Raw genomic sequence first — 15,323 nt, 5'->3', positions numbered from 1 at the left:
CCGCCGAGCGCCGGGTGGCGCTCATCCCCAGGGCCTGCTCACCCGGGCCACGACACGCTCGAGCGGCCCGCGGCCGACGAAGCGGCGCCAGAGGACGGCCCAGACGATCGTGAGGACGACGGCCGCGACCAACCAGCCGAGGGGCAGGCCGTACCGTCCGCCGTCGAGGCGGTAGAGGGTGAAAAGGGGAGCCGTCAGCACGAGGTGCGCCGAGTAGATGGTGAGCGGCTGGCTCCCGACGGCGGCGAGCGGCGAGAGGCCCGTGGCGACGGCTCGTCCGGCCGCCCAGGCCGGCCGGGTGGCGAGCAGCAGCAGGCCGACGACGGCGAGGGCCGTGCCGCCCGAGCCGACGATCTCCGCCGGTGCGCCCTCGTGCGCGGCCGGGTCGAGGGCAGGCCACGAGGAGGCGCCCGGCAGCCACCGGGACCCGTAGCCGACGACCGCCGCCACGACGCCCGCGACCAGCAGGACGACCGCTGTGCCCAGGCGCCGCAGGTCGCTCCGCGCGGCGACGAGGCCGACCAGCAGGAACGGCAGCCAGACGAGCGCCGGGTACGACCCGACGAGCAGGGCGTCCTGCGCGAGCCCCACGACCCCTCCCGCGAGAGGGCTGCCGAGGGTCGTCACGGGCACCCGGTCGGCGAGCCACGGAGCGCCGACCGTGACGACCGCGGCCAGCGCGAGCAGGACGGGGCGCGGGGCGAAGAGGACGACGGCGAGCAGCGCGAACATCACGCCGTAGTACGGGAGGATGACGAGCACGTACTCGTTCCAGGCCTGCAGCACGAGGCCGAGCAGCACGAGGACCGCCGCCCGGATCAGCACGGAGCCGACGACCGGGGCGCGGCCGCCTCGGGGCGTAGGGCGTGACCCGCCCGACGAGAGGCCGAGCGAGATGCCCGCGAGGGTGGCGAACAGGATCGCCGACCGGCCGTCGAAGACCCGCTCGTCGAGCTCGGCCCGTGGCCACATGTGCGCGGCGAACATGCCGAGCACCGCCAGCCCCCGCGCGACGTCCACGGCGACGACGCGCGACGCCCCGCCGCCCGGCCGGTGCACGGCGGGAGGCGGGGCGAGGGAGCCGGAGGCGGTGGTCACGCGTCGAGGGCGCCGAGCTTCAGGGCGGCGAGCCGAGCGTCGACCTCGGTCTGCTGGTCGAGGTCCTCGAGGCCCTCGAACTGCGCGTCGAGGCTGGACGCGGCGAGCTCCTGCTGGCCGAGCACCTTGGCCTCCTCGCGTCGGACCTTGTCCTCGAAGCGGCCGATCTCGCTCGTGGGGTCGAGGACGTCCATGCTGCCGAGGGCGTCGGCGACCTGCGACTGTGCCGCCGCGGTCTTCGAGCGGGCGATCAGCTCGTTGCGCTTCGAGTCGAGCTGGTCCAGCTTCGAGCGCATCCCGGTGAGCCCTGCCTTCAGCTTGTCGACGACGACGGTCTGGGAGGCGATCGTCGGCTCGGCGTCCTTCGCCTCCTTCTCGGAGGAGATCTGCTTGCCGAGGGCGACCTTGGCGAGCGCGTCGAACTTGTCGGCGTCGGCGGCGTTGCCGGCGGTGCGGAGCTGGTCCGCCTTGTTGCTCGCCGCCAGGGCCTTCCGCTCCCAGTCGGCGGCCGCCGCGACGTCCTCCGCGTGGTCCTGCTCGAGCAGCCGGAGGTTGCCGATGGTCTGGGCCACGGCCGACTCGGCCTCGGCGATGCTGTTGGTGTAGTCGCGCACCATCTGGTCGAGCATCAGGGCAGGGTCCTCCGCCTGGTCGAGCAGGGCGTTGATGTTGGCGCGGGTCAGCTGAGCGATCCGGCCGAAGATGGACTGCTTCGCCATGGTGGTGTCCTCTCGTGGGTGGTGCGTCGGTCCCGCCGGGCGGCGCCCGCCGGGGAGTGTCGTTGTCGTCGTGGTCGTCTGGGTCGTCGTCCGGGACGGGGCGGACCGGGTCAGAAGCGCCCGCCGCCGGAGCGACGTCCGCCGCCCCCGCCGCCTCCTCCGCCGCCGAAGCCGCCGCCTCCGAAGCCGCCGCCTCCGCCGCTGCGTCCGCCGAAGCCGCCGAGGCCGCCGAGCCCGCCGCTGCCGAAGCCGCCGCCGCGCCCGCCGCCTCCGCCGCCGAGCAACCCGCCGAGGACGATCCCGGTGACGATGCCGCTCAGGTCGGCCCCGCCGCCTCGTCCTCCGCCGCCGAACGGCACGCCTTGCTGGTACGACGAGACCTCGGCCTGCGCCTCCGACGCGGCAGTTCCGGCGAGCTGCACCGCGAGGTGCGCCTCGCCGAGGGCGCGATCGCGGTCGGAGGTCGCGAGCGAGACGGACGTCGCGAGGTGCCTCTCGGCCTCGGAGAGGCGGGTGCGCGGCTGCGGACCGACCGCGCCGCGTCGGGTCTCGATGAAGTCGCGGGCGGCGCTGATCTGGCTGCGGGCGGTGAGGAGCGCCTGGTCGAGCGCGGCCTGGGCCCTGCGGTCCTTCTCGACGGCGTCGCGGAGGGCGACGAGGGCGGCGTCGATGCGGACGTTCGCGGTGTCGAGGCCGGTCAGCACGGCGAGGGGGTCGTCGGTCTGCGTCTCGCCCAGGGCGACGGCGGCGCGAGCTGCGGCGACCGCGCCGGCGACGTCGACCCCCTCGGGCACCCGGTCGTCGGGGAGCGACTCGGCCGCGGCGACGTCGCGCCGGAGGTCGGCCGAGAGCGCGGCGATCGTCGTGCCCGCGGTGCGCAGGGCCTCGGCCGCCTTGTCGACCGAGCCGACCAGCTGATCGACCTGGCCGAGCGACTGTCGTGCCGCACGCACGGACCCCACGGCCTCGCCGGTGTCGTCCCGACCGATCGCCGCGGTCGCCGTGGCGGCGGACTCGTCCGCGAAGTCGAGGAGGCGGTCGGCCTGGTCCGGGGCGTCGGCGACCGTGGCCACGGCCCTGGCCGAGTACGTCTGCTGGAGCTGCGTCAGGATTGCCCGGGCACGCTGCACCTTCTCTCGCCGGCCGGCGACCTCCCCGGGCAGCGCAGCCGCGTCGCGGGGAGCGCGCTCTTCGTCGGCACGGAGGGCGTCGAAGGCCGCGGACTGCTCGTCGAGCGAGCGTCCGGCCTCGTCGCAGAGCTGGACGATGCGCTCGGTCCACTCGCGACGCTGCTCGGGCGAGTCGGGCACGGAGTCGTCCAGCCGCTGCTGGAGCTCGAAGGCCTCCCGTGCCTGCTCCCTCGCCGTGGTCAGCGCCGCGGCGAACGGGGCGACGGCCTCGTCGCCGAACTGGGCCGCGGCGAAGCCGACCTCCTGCGCGCCGGCGGTCAGCTCGTCGTCGAGGGCGACGAGCAGGGCGGCTGCGCGGCGATCGAGCTGGGCCTGCGCCTCCTCGGCGGAGCGGAAGGCGCGTCGGCGTGCGCGGCCCCGGACGACGGCGAAGACGACGGCGCCGATCGCGGCGAGGACGACGAGCCCGACGAGCGCCCAGAGCAGCCAGGAGAGATCGGGGCCGGCGGCGTCCTGCCGGATGCCGTCCGCGAGGGCCACGGCCGCCCCTGCCCAGTCCGAGTCGCGCAGCTCGGGCTCGAGGACGTCCGACTGGAGGGCCTCCTGCTGGCCGGCGGTGATCGTCGAGCTCGAGGAGACGGAGAGGTCGTACACCCGGTCGTCGACCGCGACGCTGAGGAGGACGTCGTCCGTGCCGAGCTGGTTGCGCTCCGCCGTGGCGACGCCCCAGGCAGCGCTGTCGGCGGGGGACTCGAAGGAGTCGACGTAGACGACGAAGAGGTCGATCCCGGCGTCGGCCGAGAGCTGATCGAGGCTGTCGGTGACCTGCTGGACCTCGGCCGTCGAGAGGACTCCGGCGTCGTCGAGCACGTAGGCGCCGTCGAGGTCGACCGGCGGCGAGGCCGCGGCCGTCGTCGCGCCGAGGCCGATCACCCCCGCGGCGAGCAGTGCGGCCACGCCGGCGGTGACGGCCCTCCGCACCCCTCGTCGGTCTCGTCGACCCTTCGCGCTGACGGTCACGGTTCTCCCCTCGGTCCGGTGGCTGGAGTCTAGCCACGGGCCCCCCGACGGGGTCCGAGAGGGGGGTGTCGCGGTGGACGGGAGGAGCCGTCCCTCGTCGGGGGAGGGAGCGCGGCGGGGCGGGAGCTCAGCCGACGAAGAGCAGGACGATGGAAGCGACAGCGCAGAGGGCACCGACGCCGATCAGGATCCAGCCCACCGTGCGGAGGGCACGGCCGTCCTCGTGCGGCGCGTCGAGCCGGGGCCGCGTCGGCCGCCACGGGTCGTAGTGCACCACCAGCTCGGTCTCGACCGGGGTGTCGACGGGGTGGTCGTCGAACTCGGTCTCGTGCAGCTCGCCCGAGGAGTCCATCCACCTCGCGGTGGCCGCGTGCGCCCAGTCGGGTGCGGGGATGACGACGGCGACCGTCTCTTCCCACCGACGAGAGCGCGAGCGCATGACGGTGCCGGCGAGCAGGAAAGGCGTGCCCACGACGAACCCGAACCAGCCGAAGAGCTCCACGACGGGGGAGATCACGGTGAGGGCGTCGGACACCCCTCGATCGTACTGTGGCCGGGCCGCGTGGTCCTGCCGCCCTAGACTCGTCCCGCCCCGACGACCCCGGAGACCTGCCGACCGTGACCCGCCCCGCCGCCCTCGAGCGCGTGCCCGCCCCGCTCCTCGCCGTCGCGGCCATCGTGTCGGTCCAGTTCGGCGCCGCCCTGGCCCGCACCCACTTCGACGCCCTCGGCCCGCTCGGCGCGGCGGCGCTCCGCCTGGGCTTCGGTGCCCTCGTCCTGCTGCTCGTCTTCCGGCCGCGCGTCGGCGGCTGGTCGCGCCGTACGTGGCTCGGCGTCGTCCTGCTCGGCGTGGCCCTCGCCGGGATGAACCTGCTGATCTACCTGGCCATCGACGTGGTGCCCCTCGGCGTCGCGGTCACCCTCGAGTTCCTCGGCCCGCTCACGGTCGCCCTCGTGCAGACGCGGCGGTTCGTCGACGCGGCCTGGGCCGTTCTCGCGCTGGCGGGGGTCGTCGTGCTCGGCCTCGACTCGAGCGGTGCCACCCCGATCCTCGGCGTCCTGCTGGCACTCGGGGCGGGCGCCTTCTGGGCGGGCTACATCGTCGCCAACGCCAGCCTCGGCCGGGGCGACGACTCGCTCGGCGGCCTCGCCGTCGCGATGACGGTCGCCGCAGTGATCGTGGTGCCGCTGGGGGCCGGGGACGCGGCCTCGGCCGTCTCGGCCGACCCGAGCCTCCTGCTCGTGTTCCTCGTCGTCGCGGTGCTGACGAGCGCCCTGCCGTACTCCCTCGAGATGGTGGCCCTGCGGCGGCTGCCGACGCGGGTGTTCGGCGTCCTGTCGAGCCTCGGCCCGGCGACGGCCGCGCTCGCGGGCCTCGTCGTGCTCGGCCAGGCACTGGGCGCGCGCGAGCTCGTGGCCCTCGCCCTCGTGACGGCCGCGAGCGTCGGCGTCACGGCCACCGCGCGCCGGCCCCGTCGCGACGGGCCGCTCGTGGAGCCGCCGCCCACCTGACGTCGTACCCCTGCGGCACCCGTTCCGCCGACGGGTGGTGAGCGGGCGGTCCTGGACTGACGAGGAGCGGTCGTGGCCGCCTGTACCCCGTTCACGGGGCTCCGCGGCGGCTTCGCGGGGTACTCTCCGGAGACCGGCCTGACCCGAGGCCGTCTGACCTGAGGAGGACATCATGGGTGCTGTTCTTGAGAGGACGTCGCGAGCGGAGGTCGTGCCCCTGGGCGACGGCTTCCACCGGGTGTCCACCCCCACCGCCGGCGTCATCGGCTTCGTGCACGAGACCGAGGGCCGCTTCGAGGTCCTGCGGGGCCGGGTCCGCTCGGCCACCCGTGCCGAGGGCGCGTACCGCACGCTCGACGTCGCCGTCATCGCGCTCACGTACAGCTGAGCCGCGACGAGCGGTCGACCGCCGGCAACGGAGCCGGGGGCCGACCGCCCACGAGCACGACTAAGGCCCCGCATCAGCGGGGCCTTCGTCGTTGCCGGCCGGTCGGCCGAGGTGGTGCGTGGTGCCCCCAGAAGGATTCGAACCTTCGCCCCTGCCTCCGGAGGGCAGTGCTCTATCCCCTGAGCTATGGGGGCCAGGGACGTCGACAAGGCTAGCAGCGATTGCACGCGGTCATGGACGTGGTCGACGGACGCGGCGACCGGACGGGAGCAGGCTGGTCCTGTGACTCCTCCCGACTCCGCGCCCGGCGCCTCCTCGTCCTCGTCCTCGTTCCGCGACCGCGTGAAGGGGGCGGCGTCGCCGAGCCCCGACGTCCGCGAGCTCGATGTCTCGTCGACGCCTGCCGACCCGATCGCGCTGTTCCTCGAGTGGCTCGACGTCGCCGTCGCCGTCGGCGTCGTCCAGCCGCACGCGTTCACGCTGTCGACGGCCTCGACGGCGTCGGGCCCCGCGGCCCGCACGCTCCTGCTCAAGGACGTCGACGACGCCTTCTGGTTCACCTCGTCGGCGCTGAGCCCGAAGGGCCGACAGATCGCCGAGGACGAGCGCGTCGCGCTCACCTTCTTCTGGGCGGCGCAGGGGCAGCAGGTCCGCGTCACCGGCTCGGCGGTCGCCGGGCCCCGCGACGTCGCGGAGCAGGACTTCCGCCACCGGCACCCCGACTCGCGTGCCGTCGCCGTCGCCGTGCCGCAGAGCACGGAGATCGACGACGTGCGCGCGGCCGACGAGGCGCTCGACCGTGCCCGCGCCGAGGTGGAGGCCGACGACGACCTCGTGCCCGACGACTGGACCGCGTACCGAGTCCTGCCGGTGTCGGTCGAGTTCTGGCAGGCCACGACGGGCCGCGACCAGGTGCGCGTGCGGTACGACCGGGTCGGCGACGACTGGCGCCGCGCCTCCCTCTGGCCGTAACGCCGCGACACACAGCTGGCCAGGGCCGTGACCGCCGACGACCATGGAGCCATGACCTCCTCCCTCGTCCGCCCCGGGTCCGCTGCCGTCGTCGCCGCGCGCCCGATGCTGGCCGTGGTCGAGGTGACGGCACACCGGCCCCACGCTCCGCGGTACCACGCGTACGTCCAGACGCTGAACGAGCGCATCGTCGAGGACGCGATCGCGCTCGGCTGGGACGCTCAGCGCTTCGCCGCGGGCGACCTCGGCGCCGCCGAGCTCCTCCGCGTCACCGACGGTGCCTCCGCGATCGTGATCGCCGGGGGAGAGGACCTCGACCCGGTCGCCTGGGGCGGACGCCGCGGCTACGAGGGCGAGGGGCGTCACGACGAGGAGGCGGACGCCGGCCAGATCGCCCTCGTGCGTCGTGCGCTCGTCCGGTCCACCCCCCTCCTCGGCATCTGCCGCGGGCACCAGGTGATCGACGTGGCGCTCGGCGGCACCCTCGTGCCGCACCTCGACGACGCCGACGGCGCCCACCGGGGCTCGGGAGCGGTCGAGAGCCTGATGGTCGACCACGACGTCGAGCTCGCCCCCGGCAGCCGCGTCGCGGCGGCGCTCGGCGGCACCACGGCCCGTGTCCGCAGCGCGCACCACCAGGCCGTCGACCGGGTCGGCGAGGGCCTGGAGGTCGTCGCCCGCACCGCCGACGGCGGGGTCGAGGCCGTGGAGCACGAGACCGCGCCGATCACGGGCGTGCAGTGGCACCCGGAAGACCGCGGCGCCGACCGGACGCAGTTGCCGCTCCTCCTGTCCCTGCTGGCGGCCCAGGCCGCAGAGGTGTCCCGCGCCGCCTGACCGCCGCCTCCCGCGCGCCGTCCCGGCGACCGCGGCTCGGCCGGTGGTCGACCGTCCCGCCGGTCTCCCCGTGCCCAGCCGGTAAGCTCGACGACCGTGACTCCCGCCGAACTCTCCACGTCCCTGCTCGCCGTCGTCGACGGGGTGCTCCAGCGTCGAGGCGTTCCCGCCGACGTCGTCGTGACGCCCGCCGACGTCGTGCTCGAGCGGCCCCGCAACCGCGACCACGGCGACTGGACCACCAACGTGGCGATGAAGTTCGCCAAGCGGGTCGGCGCCTCGCCGCGCGACCTCGCGACCGAGATCGCGGCCGAGCTGGCCGAGGTCGACGGCGTGTCCGACGTCGACGTCGCCGGCCCCGGCTTCGTCAACGTGCGGCTCGACGCGGCCGCCGCCGGCCTGCTCGCGAGGACGATCGTCGAGCAGGGGGCCGAGTTCGGCCGCGGCTCGTACTACGACGGCGTCACCATCGACCTGGAGTTCGTGTCGGCGAACCCCACGGGTCCCATCCACATGGGCGGCGTCCGCTGGGCCGCCGTCGGCGACAGCCTCGCCCGTGTCTTCGAGGCGCAGGGCGCGCGCGTCACCCGCGAGTACTACTTCAACGACCACGGCGGGCAGATCGACAGGTTCGCCCGCAGCCTCGTCGCCCGGGCGCTCGGCGAGCCGACGCCGGAGGACGGCTACGGCGGTCAGTACATCTCCGACATCGCCGACCGCGTGCTCGCGGCGACCGACGTCGACGTGCTCGCGCTCCCGCGCGACGAGGCGCAGGAGGCCTTCCGGGCCGCCGGGGTCGACTTCATGTTCGCCGACATCAAGCAGTCGCTGCACGACTTCGGCGTCGACTTCGACGTCTACTTCCACGAGAACGAGCTGCACGAGTCGAAGGCCGTCGAGCGCGCCGTCGCCCGGCTCCGCGAGCTCGGGCACATCTACGAGGCCGAGGGCGCCACCTGGCTGCGCACCACCGAGTTCGGCGACGACCGCGACCGGGTCGTCATCAAGACGGACGGCGAGGCGGCGTACATCGCGGGCGACCTCGCCTACTACCTCGACAAGCGCGAGCGCGGCTTCGAGCGCAACCTGATCATGCTCGGCGCCGACCACCACGGCTACGTCGGCCGCATGATGGCGATGTGCGCGGCGTTCGGCGACGAGCCGGGCGTCAACCTCGAGATCCTCATCGGCCAGATGGTCAACCTGCTCCGCGACGGCGAGCCGATGCGCATGTCGAAGCGCGCGGGCACCGTCGTCACGATGGAGGACCTCGTCGACGCCGTCGGCATCGACGCCGGTCGCTACTCGCTGGTGCGCAGCCCCGTGAACAGCTCGATCGACATCGACCTCGACCTCTGGACGCGGCGCACGAACGACAACCCCGTGTTCTACGTCCAGTACGCGCACGCCCGCACCCGCTCCGTGGCGCGCAACGCCGAGGCCGCCGGCGTGACGCGCGACGCGTTCGACGCCTCCCTGCTCGTCCACGAGACCGAGAGCGCCCTCCTCGGCGCCCTGGCCGAGCTGCCGCGCGTCGTCGTCCAGGCCGCCGAGCTCCGCGAGCCGCACCGGGTCGCCCGCTACGTCGAAGAACTCGCCGGCACGTACCACCGCTGGTACGACAGCTGCCGGGTGACCCCCCTCGGCGACGAGGAGGTGACCGACCTGCACCGCACGCGCCTCTGGCTCAACGACGCGGCCGGCCAGGTCATCCGCAACGGCCTGGGCCTCCTCGGCGTCTCCGCTCCCGACCGGATGTGACGACGAGATGAGCGACGTCGACGACTTCTTCGCCGAGCGGGCCGTCCCGCGCCGCCGTGCCCGGGGCGCCGCCGCCGGCCTGTTCGTGCTGGTCGGCGTTCTGGTGGTGCTCGCGATCCTCGCGGTCGTGGCCGACGTCGTGACCCGTGGCCTGGTCGAGCAGCGCGCCGCAGCCGAGATCTCGACCGCGACCGGCCTCGACGACGTGGCCGTCGACGTCCACGGCACCTCCGTGCTCTGGCAGATCGTGCACGGCTCGCTCGACGACGTGACGCTGACCTCGGGCTCGGCGGGCGACCCCGTCTCGTTCCGCCTCGACGTCAGCGACGTCCCCACCGACCTCGAGGGCACCTCCGGCGCGGTCACGGGCACGCTCTCGGCCGACTCCGCGACGGTCAGCTCGCTCGAGGGCGTCTCGTCCGCCGGCGCGACCGTGACCCTCGGCGACGGCGACGTGACCTACGCCCGCAGCTTCGACGTGCCCGTGCTCGGGTCGGTGCCCGTCGACGTGACGGCCACGCCCGCGATCGCCGACGACGGCCGTGCCCTCGACTTCACCCCGACGCGGGCGTCGCTGCCCGACACGTCCCTGTCGCTCGACCTGACCCCGTTCCTCGGCGACTTCGCCCAGCGCGTCTGCGTCGCCGAGCAGCTGCCCCCGGGCGTCGTGCTGACGTCGGTCGACGTCGAGCGGGGCCGGGTGCAGCTCGGCCTCCGGTCGGACGGGCTGCCGCTCACCTCCTCCGGCCTGGCCGCGAAGGGCAGCTGCAGCTGATGCCAGGGCGCCGGCCGCCGCAGGGCTCCGTCACGCGCGGCCGCTGTCGCTAGGCTCGTCGTCGTCCCGCCCCTCCCGATCCCCACCGAGGTCCCCGTGTCGCCCAACCCCCTCGCTCCCGACTGGCTGCTCGAGCCCGACGACGTCGACGCGCTCGACCGCTCGGTCTGGTCGCACGGCGCCCTCCGCGACGACGACGGCGTCGTCGCCGTCGCCGGCGTCCGTGCCACCGAGCTCGTCGCCCGTCACGGCAGTCCCCTCTACGTCGTCGACGAGGACGACTTCCGAGGGCGGGCCCGCGGCGCGAAGGAGGCGTTCGACCGAGAGCTCGGACGTGTCGGCACGAGCGCGATCGTCTACTACGCCGCCAAGGCCTTCCTGTCCGTCGAGGTCGCCCGCTGGGTCGCGGAGGCGGGCCTGCGCGTCGACATCTGCACCGGCGGCGAGTTCGCCGTGGCCGCGGCGGCCGGCGTCGAGCCCTCGCGCATGGCGTTCCACGGGAACAACAAGTCGCTCGCCGAGATCGACCGCACCGTCGCGGCGGGCATCGGCAACATCGTCGTCGACAACGCGGAGGAGGTGGTGCGGGTCGCCGAGGCCGCGGCTCGTCACGGCGTCGTCCAGTCCGTCCGCGTCCGCGTCAACAGCGGCGTGCACGCGTCGACGCACGACTACCTCGCCACGGCCCGCGAGGACCAGAAGTTCGGCATCACCCTCGCCGACGCACCGGCCGTGGTGGCGGACATCCGCAGCCGGCCGTCGCTGCGGCTCCTCGGCCTGCACTCCCACATCGGCTCCCAGATCTTCGGCTCGGAAGGGTTCGGCGAGGCCGCGCGCCGGCTCCTGGCCCTCCACGCCGAGCTGCTCGCCGACGGTCCCGTCCCCGAGCTCAACCTCGGCGGCGGCTTCGGCATCGCCTACACGTCGGTCGACGACGCGCGTCCCCTCGACGAGCTCGCCGCCGCGCTGGCCGACATCGTCGCGGCCGAGTGCGCGCGGCTCGGCATCCCGCTGCCCGTGGTCGCCGTCGAGCCCGGCCGGGTGATCGCCGGGCCGTCCGGCACGACCCTCTACACGGTGGGCACGGTCAAGGACGTCGCGGTCACGGTCGACGAGCAGACCGGAGAGACCGCCGTCCGTCGCTACGTCAGCGTCGACGGCGGGATGAGCGACAACGCCCGGCCGGCCCTCTACGAGGCCGACTACTCCGCGCGCGTGGTGAGCCGCGCCTCCTCGGCGGGCCCTGCCCTCGTCCGGGTCGCGGGCAAGCACTGCGAGAGCGGCGACCTCGTCGTGCTGGCCGAGTACCTGCCCGCCGACGTCGCGCCGGGCGACCTGCTCGGCGTGCCCGCGACGGGCGCGTACTGCTGGAGCCTCGCGAGCAACTACAACCACGTGGGGCGGCCCCCGGTCGTCGCGGTGCGCGACGGGGCCTCTCGGGTCATCGTCCGTGGTGAGACCGAGGCCGACCTCCTCGCCCGCGACGCCGGCCTCGACTGAGCCTCGCGGCGCACGTCTCCCGACCACCCCTGCCCCTCAGCTCACGGCGCCCCGACCGGGTCGCCTCCACAGAACGGAACACCATGGACGAATACCGCGACGTGAGGGTCGCCCTGCTGGGCGCCGGATCGGTCGGGTCGCAGGTGGCGCGCCTGCTCCTCGAGCACGCCGACGAGCTGGCGGGTCGCGCCGGCGCCGGCCTGCAGCTGGTCGGCATCGGCGTCCGCGACGTCGACGCGCCCCGCGACGTCGACCTGCCGCGCGAGCTGTTCACCACCGACCTCGAGTCGCTGATCCTCGGGGCCGACATCGTCGTCGAGCTCATGGGCGGGCTCGAGCCGGCCCGCCACCACGTGCTGCAGGCGCTGCTGTCGGGGGCCGACGTCGTCACGGGCAACAAGGCGCTCCTCGCTCACCACGGCCCCGAGCTCTTCGCGGCGGCCGAGCAGGTCGGCGCCCAGCTCTACTACGAGGCGGCCGTCGCCGGCGCCATCCCCATCATCCGACCGCTCCGCGACAGCCTCGCCGGCGACCGGATCCGCCGGATCATGGGCATCGTCAACGGCACGACCAACTTCATCCTCGACCGGATGGACACCGACGGCGACACGCTCGAGGACGCCCTGGCGACCGCGACGGCCCTCGGCTACGCCGAGGCCGACCCGACGGCCGACATCGAGGGCTTCGACGCGGCGCAGAAGGCGGCCATCCTCGCGAGCCTCGCCTTCCACACGACGGTGCCGCTCTCGGCCGTGCACCGCGAGGGCATCACGTCCGTGACGCACGAGCAGGTGCAGGCTGCGCGCAAGGCCGGCTACGTGGTCAAGATCCTGGCCATCTGCGAACGGCTCACCGACTCCGACGGCGTGGACGGCGTCAGCGCTCGCGTGTACCCCGCGCTCGTCCCGCTCGACCACCCGCTGGCGGCCGTCCACGGCGCGAAGAACGCGGTGTTCGTCGAGGCAGAGGCCGCCGGCGACCTCATGTTCTACGGCGCGGGCGCCGGGGGAGTGGAGACCGCCTCGGCGGTGCTCGGCGACCTCGTGTCCGCCGCGCGTCGACACGTCATCGGCGGCCCCGGCGTCGCCGAGTCGACCCAGGCCGACCTGGCTGTGCTGCCCATCGGCCACGTGGTCACCCGCTACCAGATCACCCTCGACGTCGCGGACCAGCCCGGCGTCCTCGCCGAGGTCGCGACGGTGCTCAGCCAGCACGGCGTCAGCGTGCACAGCGTCGAGCAGACCGGCGGGCTCGAGCCCGGTGCGTCCCGTGACGAGGAGGCGCCCCCCGCGACCGCTACCCTGATCATCGGCACGCACCGTGCCCGCGAGTCCGACCTCGCCGCCACGGTCGTCGCCCTCCGCAACACCGCGGTCGTGAACTCCGTCACGAGCGTCCTGAGAGTCGAAGGAGCCTGATGGCCCACCAGTGGCAGGGTGTCCTGCGCGAGTACGCCGACCGTCTCGACGTGACGGAGGCGACCCCGGTCGTCACCCTCGGCGAGGGCGGCACGCCCCTCATCCCGGCGCCGGCGCTGTCCGCGCGCACCGGGGCGAAGGTGTTCGTCAAGTACGAGGGCATGAACCCGACCGGCTCCTTCAAGGACCGCGGCATGACGATGGCCATCTCGAAGGCGGTCGAGCACGGCGCCAAGGCCGTCATCTGCGCGTCGACCGGCAACACGTCGGCGTCGGCCGCCGCCTACGCCGCGCACGCCGGCATCACCGCCGCGGTGCTCGTGCCCGAGGGCAAGATCGCCATGGGCAAGCTGAGCCAGGCCGTCGCCCACGACGGTCAGCTGATCCAGATCCAGGGCAACTTCGACGACTGCCTCGACATCGCACGCGACCTGGCCGAGAACTACCCGGTGCACCTCGTGAACTCGGTCAACAACGACCGCATCGAGGGCCAGAAGACGGCCGCGTTCGAGGTCGTCGACGTGCTCGGCGACGCCCCCGACTTCCACTTCCTCCCCGTGGGCAACGCCGGCAACTACACGGCCTACACCCGCGGCTACCGCGAGGACGTCGAGGCCGGTCGGTCCACGCGCCTGCCGCGGATGTTCGGCTTCCAGGCCTCCGGCTCGGCGCCGATCGTGGCGGGCGAGGTCGTGAAGCACCCCGAGACCATCGCGAGCGCGATCCGCATCGGCAACCCCGCCTCCTGGCAGCTGGCCCTCGAGGCCCGCGACCTCACGAACGGCTGGTTCGGAGCGATCACGGACGAGGCGATCCTCGCCGCGCAGAAGATCCTGGCGGCCGAGGTCGGCGTCTTCGTCGAGCCGGCGTCGGCGATCAGCGTGGCGGGCCTGCTCGAGCGCTCCGACGCGGGCGTCGTCCCGGCGGGCGCGACGGTCGTCCTCACGGTCACCGGCCACGGCCTGAAGGACCCGCAGTGGGCGCTCCGTCGCGCCGACGGCTCCGAGGTCACGCCGACGGTCGTCGAGAGCGACACCTCGCGCGTGGCCGAGGTGCTCGGGCTCGTCGCGGCCTCTGCGTGACCGAGGCGTGCTGATGACCCGAGCGGGCGACGTGCGGTCGGTGCTGGTCCGGGTGCCGGCGACCTCGGCGAACCTCGGTCCCGGTTTCGACACGCTCGGGCTCGCCGTCTCGCTCTACGACGAGCTCGTGGTCACCACGACGACGGGCTCGGGCGTCGAGGTGCACGTCGAGGGCGTCGGCGCGGGCGAGGTGCCCACCGACGAGGGCAACCTCGTCGTGCAGGCCATCGCCGCGGCCTACGCGTCCGTCGGGCAGCCGCTGCCGGGCCTCCGGCTCGAGGCCCGCAACGTGATCCCGCACGGGCGCGGCCTCGGCTCGTCGGCCGCCGCCATCGTCTCCGGCGTCGTCGCCGCCAAGGGCCTGCTGGAGGGAGTGGTCGAGTTCTCCTCCGCCGACCTGCTGCGGGTGGCCACCGAGATGGAGGGCCATCCCGACAACGTCGCCCCGGCGCTCTTCGGCGGGCTGACCATCGCGTGGATGACCTCGTCGGGCCCCGCCCACAAGCGCCTCCTCGTGCACCGGGGCGTGTCTCCCGTCGTCTTCGTGCCGGAGTCGACCCTCTCGACGAAGCTCGCGCGCAGCCTCCAGCCCGCGTCGGTGCCGCACGAGGACGCGACGTTCAACGTGTCGCGCTCCGCGCTGCTCGTGGCGGCGCTGATCCAGAGCCCCGAGCTGCTGCTCGCCGCCACGGAGGACAGGCTCCACCAGAGCTACCGGGCGAGCGCCATGCCCGAGACCGACGCGTTGATCTCCCTGCTGCGGGACGCCGGCCTGGCCGCGGTCGTGTCCGGCGCGGGACCGTCGCTGCTGGTGCTCGGGAGCGACCCCGCGCAGCGCCTGTTCGCGGCTGATCTCGTTGCCGAGCATTCCCTGTCCGACTGGCGCGCCGTCATGCTCGCCGTCGACCTGCGGGGTGCTACAGTGAAGCCGCACCCGGTAGAGAATCAAGATCCCCTGGGCTTCTAGCAGCACCTCCTCGGTTCTCGAGTAGGCGTGTCGAGTCCCCAGGCTCCCTGATCCCCCCGGGCCGCACATCCCGTAGTGCACATCTCGCAGCGTCCGTCCGCCTGTCTGGCGTACGTGCGCCGCACCTCCGTGAGCTCCTCTGCG

14 protein-coding genes and 1 tRNA gene are annotated in these 15,323 nt (G+C 74.1%); 10 read left to right on the top strand and 5 right to left on the bottom strand.

From position 1 onward, the window contains the following. Positions 1 to 21 precede the first annotated feature (21 nt). The 4 genes from IFT90_RS09215 to IFT90_RS09200 form a co-directional block, all read right to left on the bottom strand. Positions 22 to 1,098 carry a DUF418 domain-containing protein gene (locus tag IFT90_RS09215; RefSeq protein WP_192041917.1) on the bottom strand — a complete coding sequence of 359 codons (1,077 nt, stop codon included), beginning with the start codon at positions 1,096 to 1,098 and terminating at the stop codon, positions 22 to 24. Beyond that, complete coding sequence (locus IFT90_RS09210) at positions 1,095 to 1,817, bottom strand: PspA/IM30 family protein (RefSeq protein ID WP_192041916.1); 723 nt, start codon at positions 1,815 to 1,817, stop codon at positions 1,095 to 1,097. The genes IFT90_RS09215 and IFT90_RS09210 overlap by 4 nt, the downstream gene beginning before the upstream one ends. 110 nt (positions 1,818 to 1,927) lie before the next feature. Continuing rightward, positions 1,928 to 3,967, bottom strand: a complete 2,040-nt coding sequence (locus IFT90_RS17300) for a TPM domain-containing protein (protein ID WP_192041915.1) — start codon at positions 3,965 to 3,967, stop codon at positions 1,928 to 1,930. A gap of 127 nt (positions 3,968 to 4,094) precedes the next feature. Then, on the bottom strand, positions 4,095 to 4,502 hold the full coding sequence (locus IFT90_RS09200) for a sortase (protein ID WP_192041914.1): 408 nt from the start codon (positions 4,500 to 4,502) through the stop codon (positions 4,095 to 4,097). Between the two features lie 83 nt (positions 4,503 to 4,585). Here IFT90_RS09200 and IFT90_RS09195 point away from each other — a divergent pair, with 83 nt between their 5' ends. Then, on the top strand, positions 4,586 to 5,479 hold the full coding sequence (locus tag IFT90_RS09195; RefSeq protein ID WP_192041913.1) for an EamA family transporter: 894 nt from the start codon (positions 4,586 to 4,588) through the stop codon (positions 5,477 to 5,479). A gap of 172 nt (positions 5,480 to 5,651) precedes the next feature. Beyond that, positions 5,652 to 5,867 carry a hypothetical protein gene (locus IFT90_RS09190; protein WP_192041912.1) on the top strand — a complete coding sequence of 72 codons (216 nt, stop codon included), beginning with the start codon at positions 5,652 to 5,654 and terminating at the stop codon, positions 5,865 to 5,867. A gap of 119 nt (positions 5,868 to 5,986) precedes the next feature. Here the strand turns inward: IFT90_RS09190 and IFT90_RS09185 are convergent. Beyond that, positions 5,987 to 6,061: transfer RNA gene (locus IFT90_RS09185), tRNA-Arg, on the bottom strand. Between the two features lie 88 nt (positions 6,062 to 6,149). On the opposite strand from IFT90_RS09185, the gene IFT90_RS09180 reads away from it, so the two are divergent. The 8 genes from IFT90_RS09180 to thrB all read left to right on the top strand — a co-directional run bounded on the left by IFT90_RS09180 (position 6,150) and on the right by thrB (position 15,179). Continuing rightward, positions 6,150 to 6,839 (top strand): pyridoxal 5'-phosphate synthase, encoded by a 690-nt coding sequence (locus IFT90_RS09180; protein ID WP_199861748.1) that lies wholly within the window; start codon positions 6,150 to 6,152, stop codon positions 6,837 to 6,839. Between the two features lie 51 nt (positions 6,840 to 6,890). Continuing rightward, positions 6,891 to 7,676, top strand: a complete 786-nt coding sequence (locus IFT90_RS09175) for a gamma-glutamyl-gamma-aminobutyrate hydrolase family protein (RefSeq protein WP_244644841.1) — start codon at positions 6,891 to 6,893, stop codon at positions 7,674 to 7,676. A gap of 96 nt (positions 7,677 to 7,772) precedes the next feature. Further along, positions 7,773 to 9,437: an arginine--tRNA ligase gene (argS, locus tag IFT90_RS09170; RefSeq protein ID WP_192041910.1), complete on the top strand. Its 1,665-nt coding sequence runs from the start codon at positions 7,773 to 7,775 to the stop codon at positions 9,435 to 9,437. Positions 9,438 to 9,444: 7 nt separating this feature from the next. Beyond that, the gene (locus IFT90_RS09165; RefSeq protein ID WP_192041909.1) at positions 9,445 to 10,212 is read left to right on the top strand and encodes a DUF2993 domain-containing protein; all 768 of its coding nucleotides are present in this window, start codon (positions 9,445 to 9,447) and stop codon (positions 10,210 to 10,212) included. A gap of 96 nt (positions 10,213 to 10,308) precedes the next feature. Further along, complete coding sequence (gene lysA / locus IFT90_RS09160) at positions 10,309 to 11,712, top strand: diaminopimelate decarboxylase (RefSeq protein WP_192041908.1); 1,404 nt, start codon at positions 10,309 to 10,311, stop codon at positions 11,710 to 11,712. Positions 11,713 to 11,795: 83 nt separating this feature from the next. Next, positions 11,796 to 13,130 carry a homoserine dehydrogenase gene (locus IFT90_RS09155; protein WP_133737675.1) on the top strand — a complete coding sequence of 445 codons (1,335 nt, stop codon included), beginning with the start codon at positions 11,796 to 11,798 and terminating at the stop codon, positions 13,128 to 13,130. Further along, positions 13,130 to 14,212: a threonine synthase gene (thrC, locus tag IFT90_RS09150; RefSeq protein WP_192041907.1), complete on the top strand. Its 1,083-nt coding sequence runs from the start codon at positions 13,130 to 13,132 to the stop codon at positions 14,210 to 14,212. The genes IFT90_RS09155 and thrC overlap by 1 nt, the downstream gene beginning before the upstream one ends. Positions 14,213 to 14,225: 13 nt before the next feature. After that, complete coding sequence (gene thrB / locus IFT90_RS09145; protein WP_192041906.1) at positions 14,226 to 15,179, top strand: homoserine kinase; 954 nt, start codon at positions 14,226 to 14,228, stop codon at positions 15,177 to 15,179. The last annotated feature ends 144 nt before the right edge of the window (positions 15,180 to 15,323 follow it).

The sequence above is a fragment of the Frigoribacterium sp. CFBP 8766 genome, assembly GCF_014841435.1.
In the GTDB taxonomy this organism is placed as follows: Bacteria; Actinomycetota; Actinomycetes; order Actinomycetales; family Microbacteriaceae; genus Frigoribacterium.
This window is presented reverse-complemented; position numbering and strand designations above follow the sequence as displayed.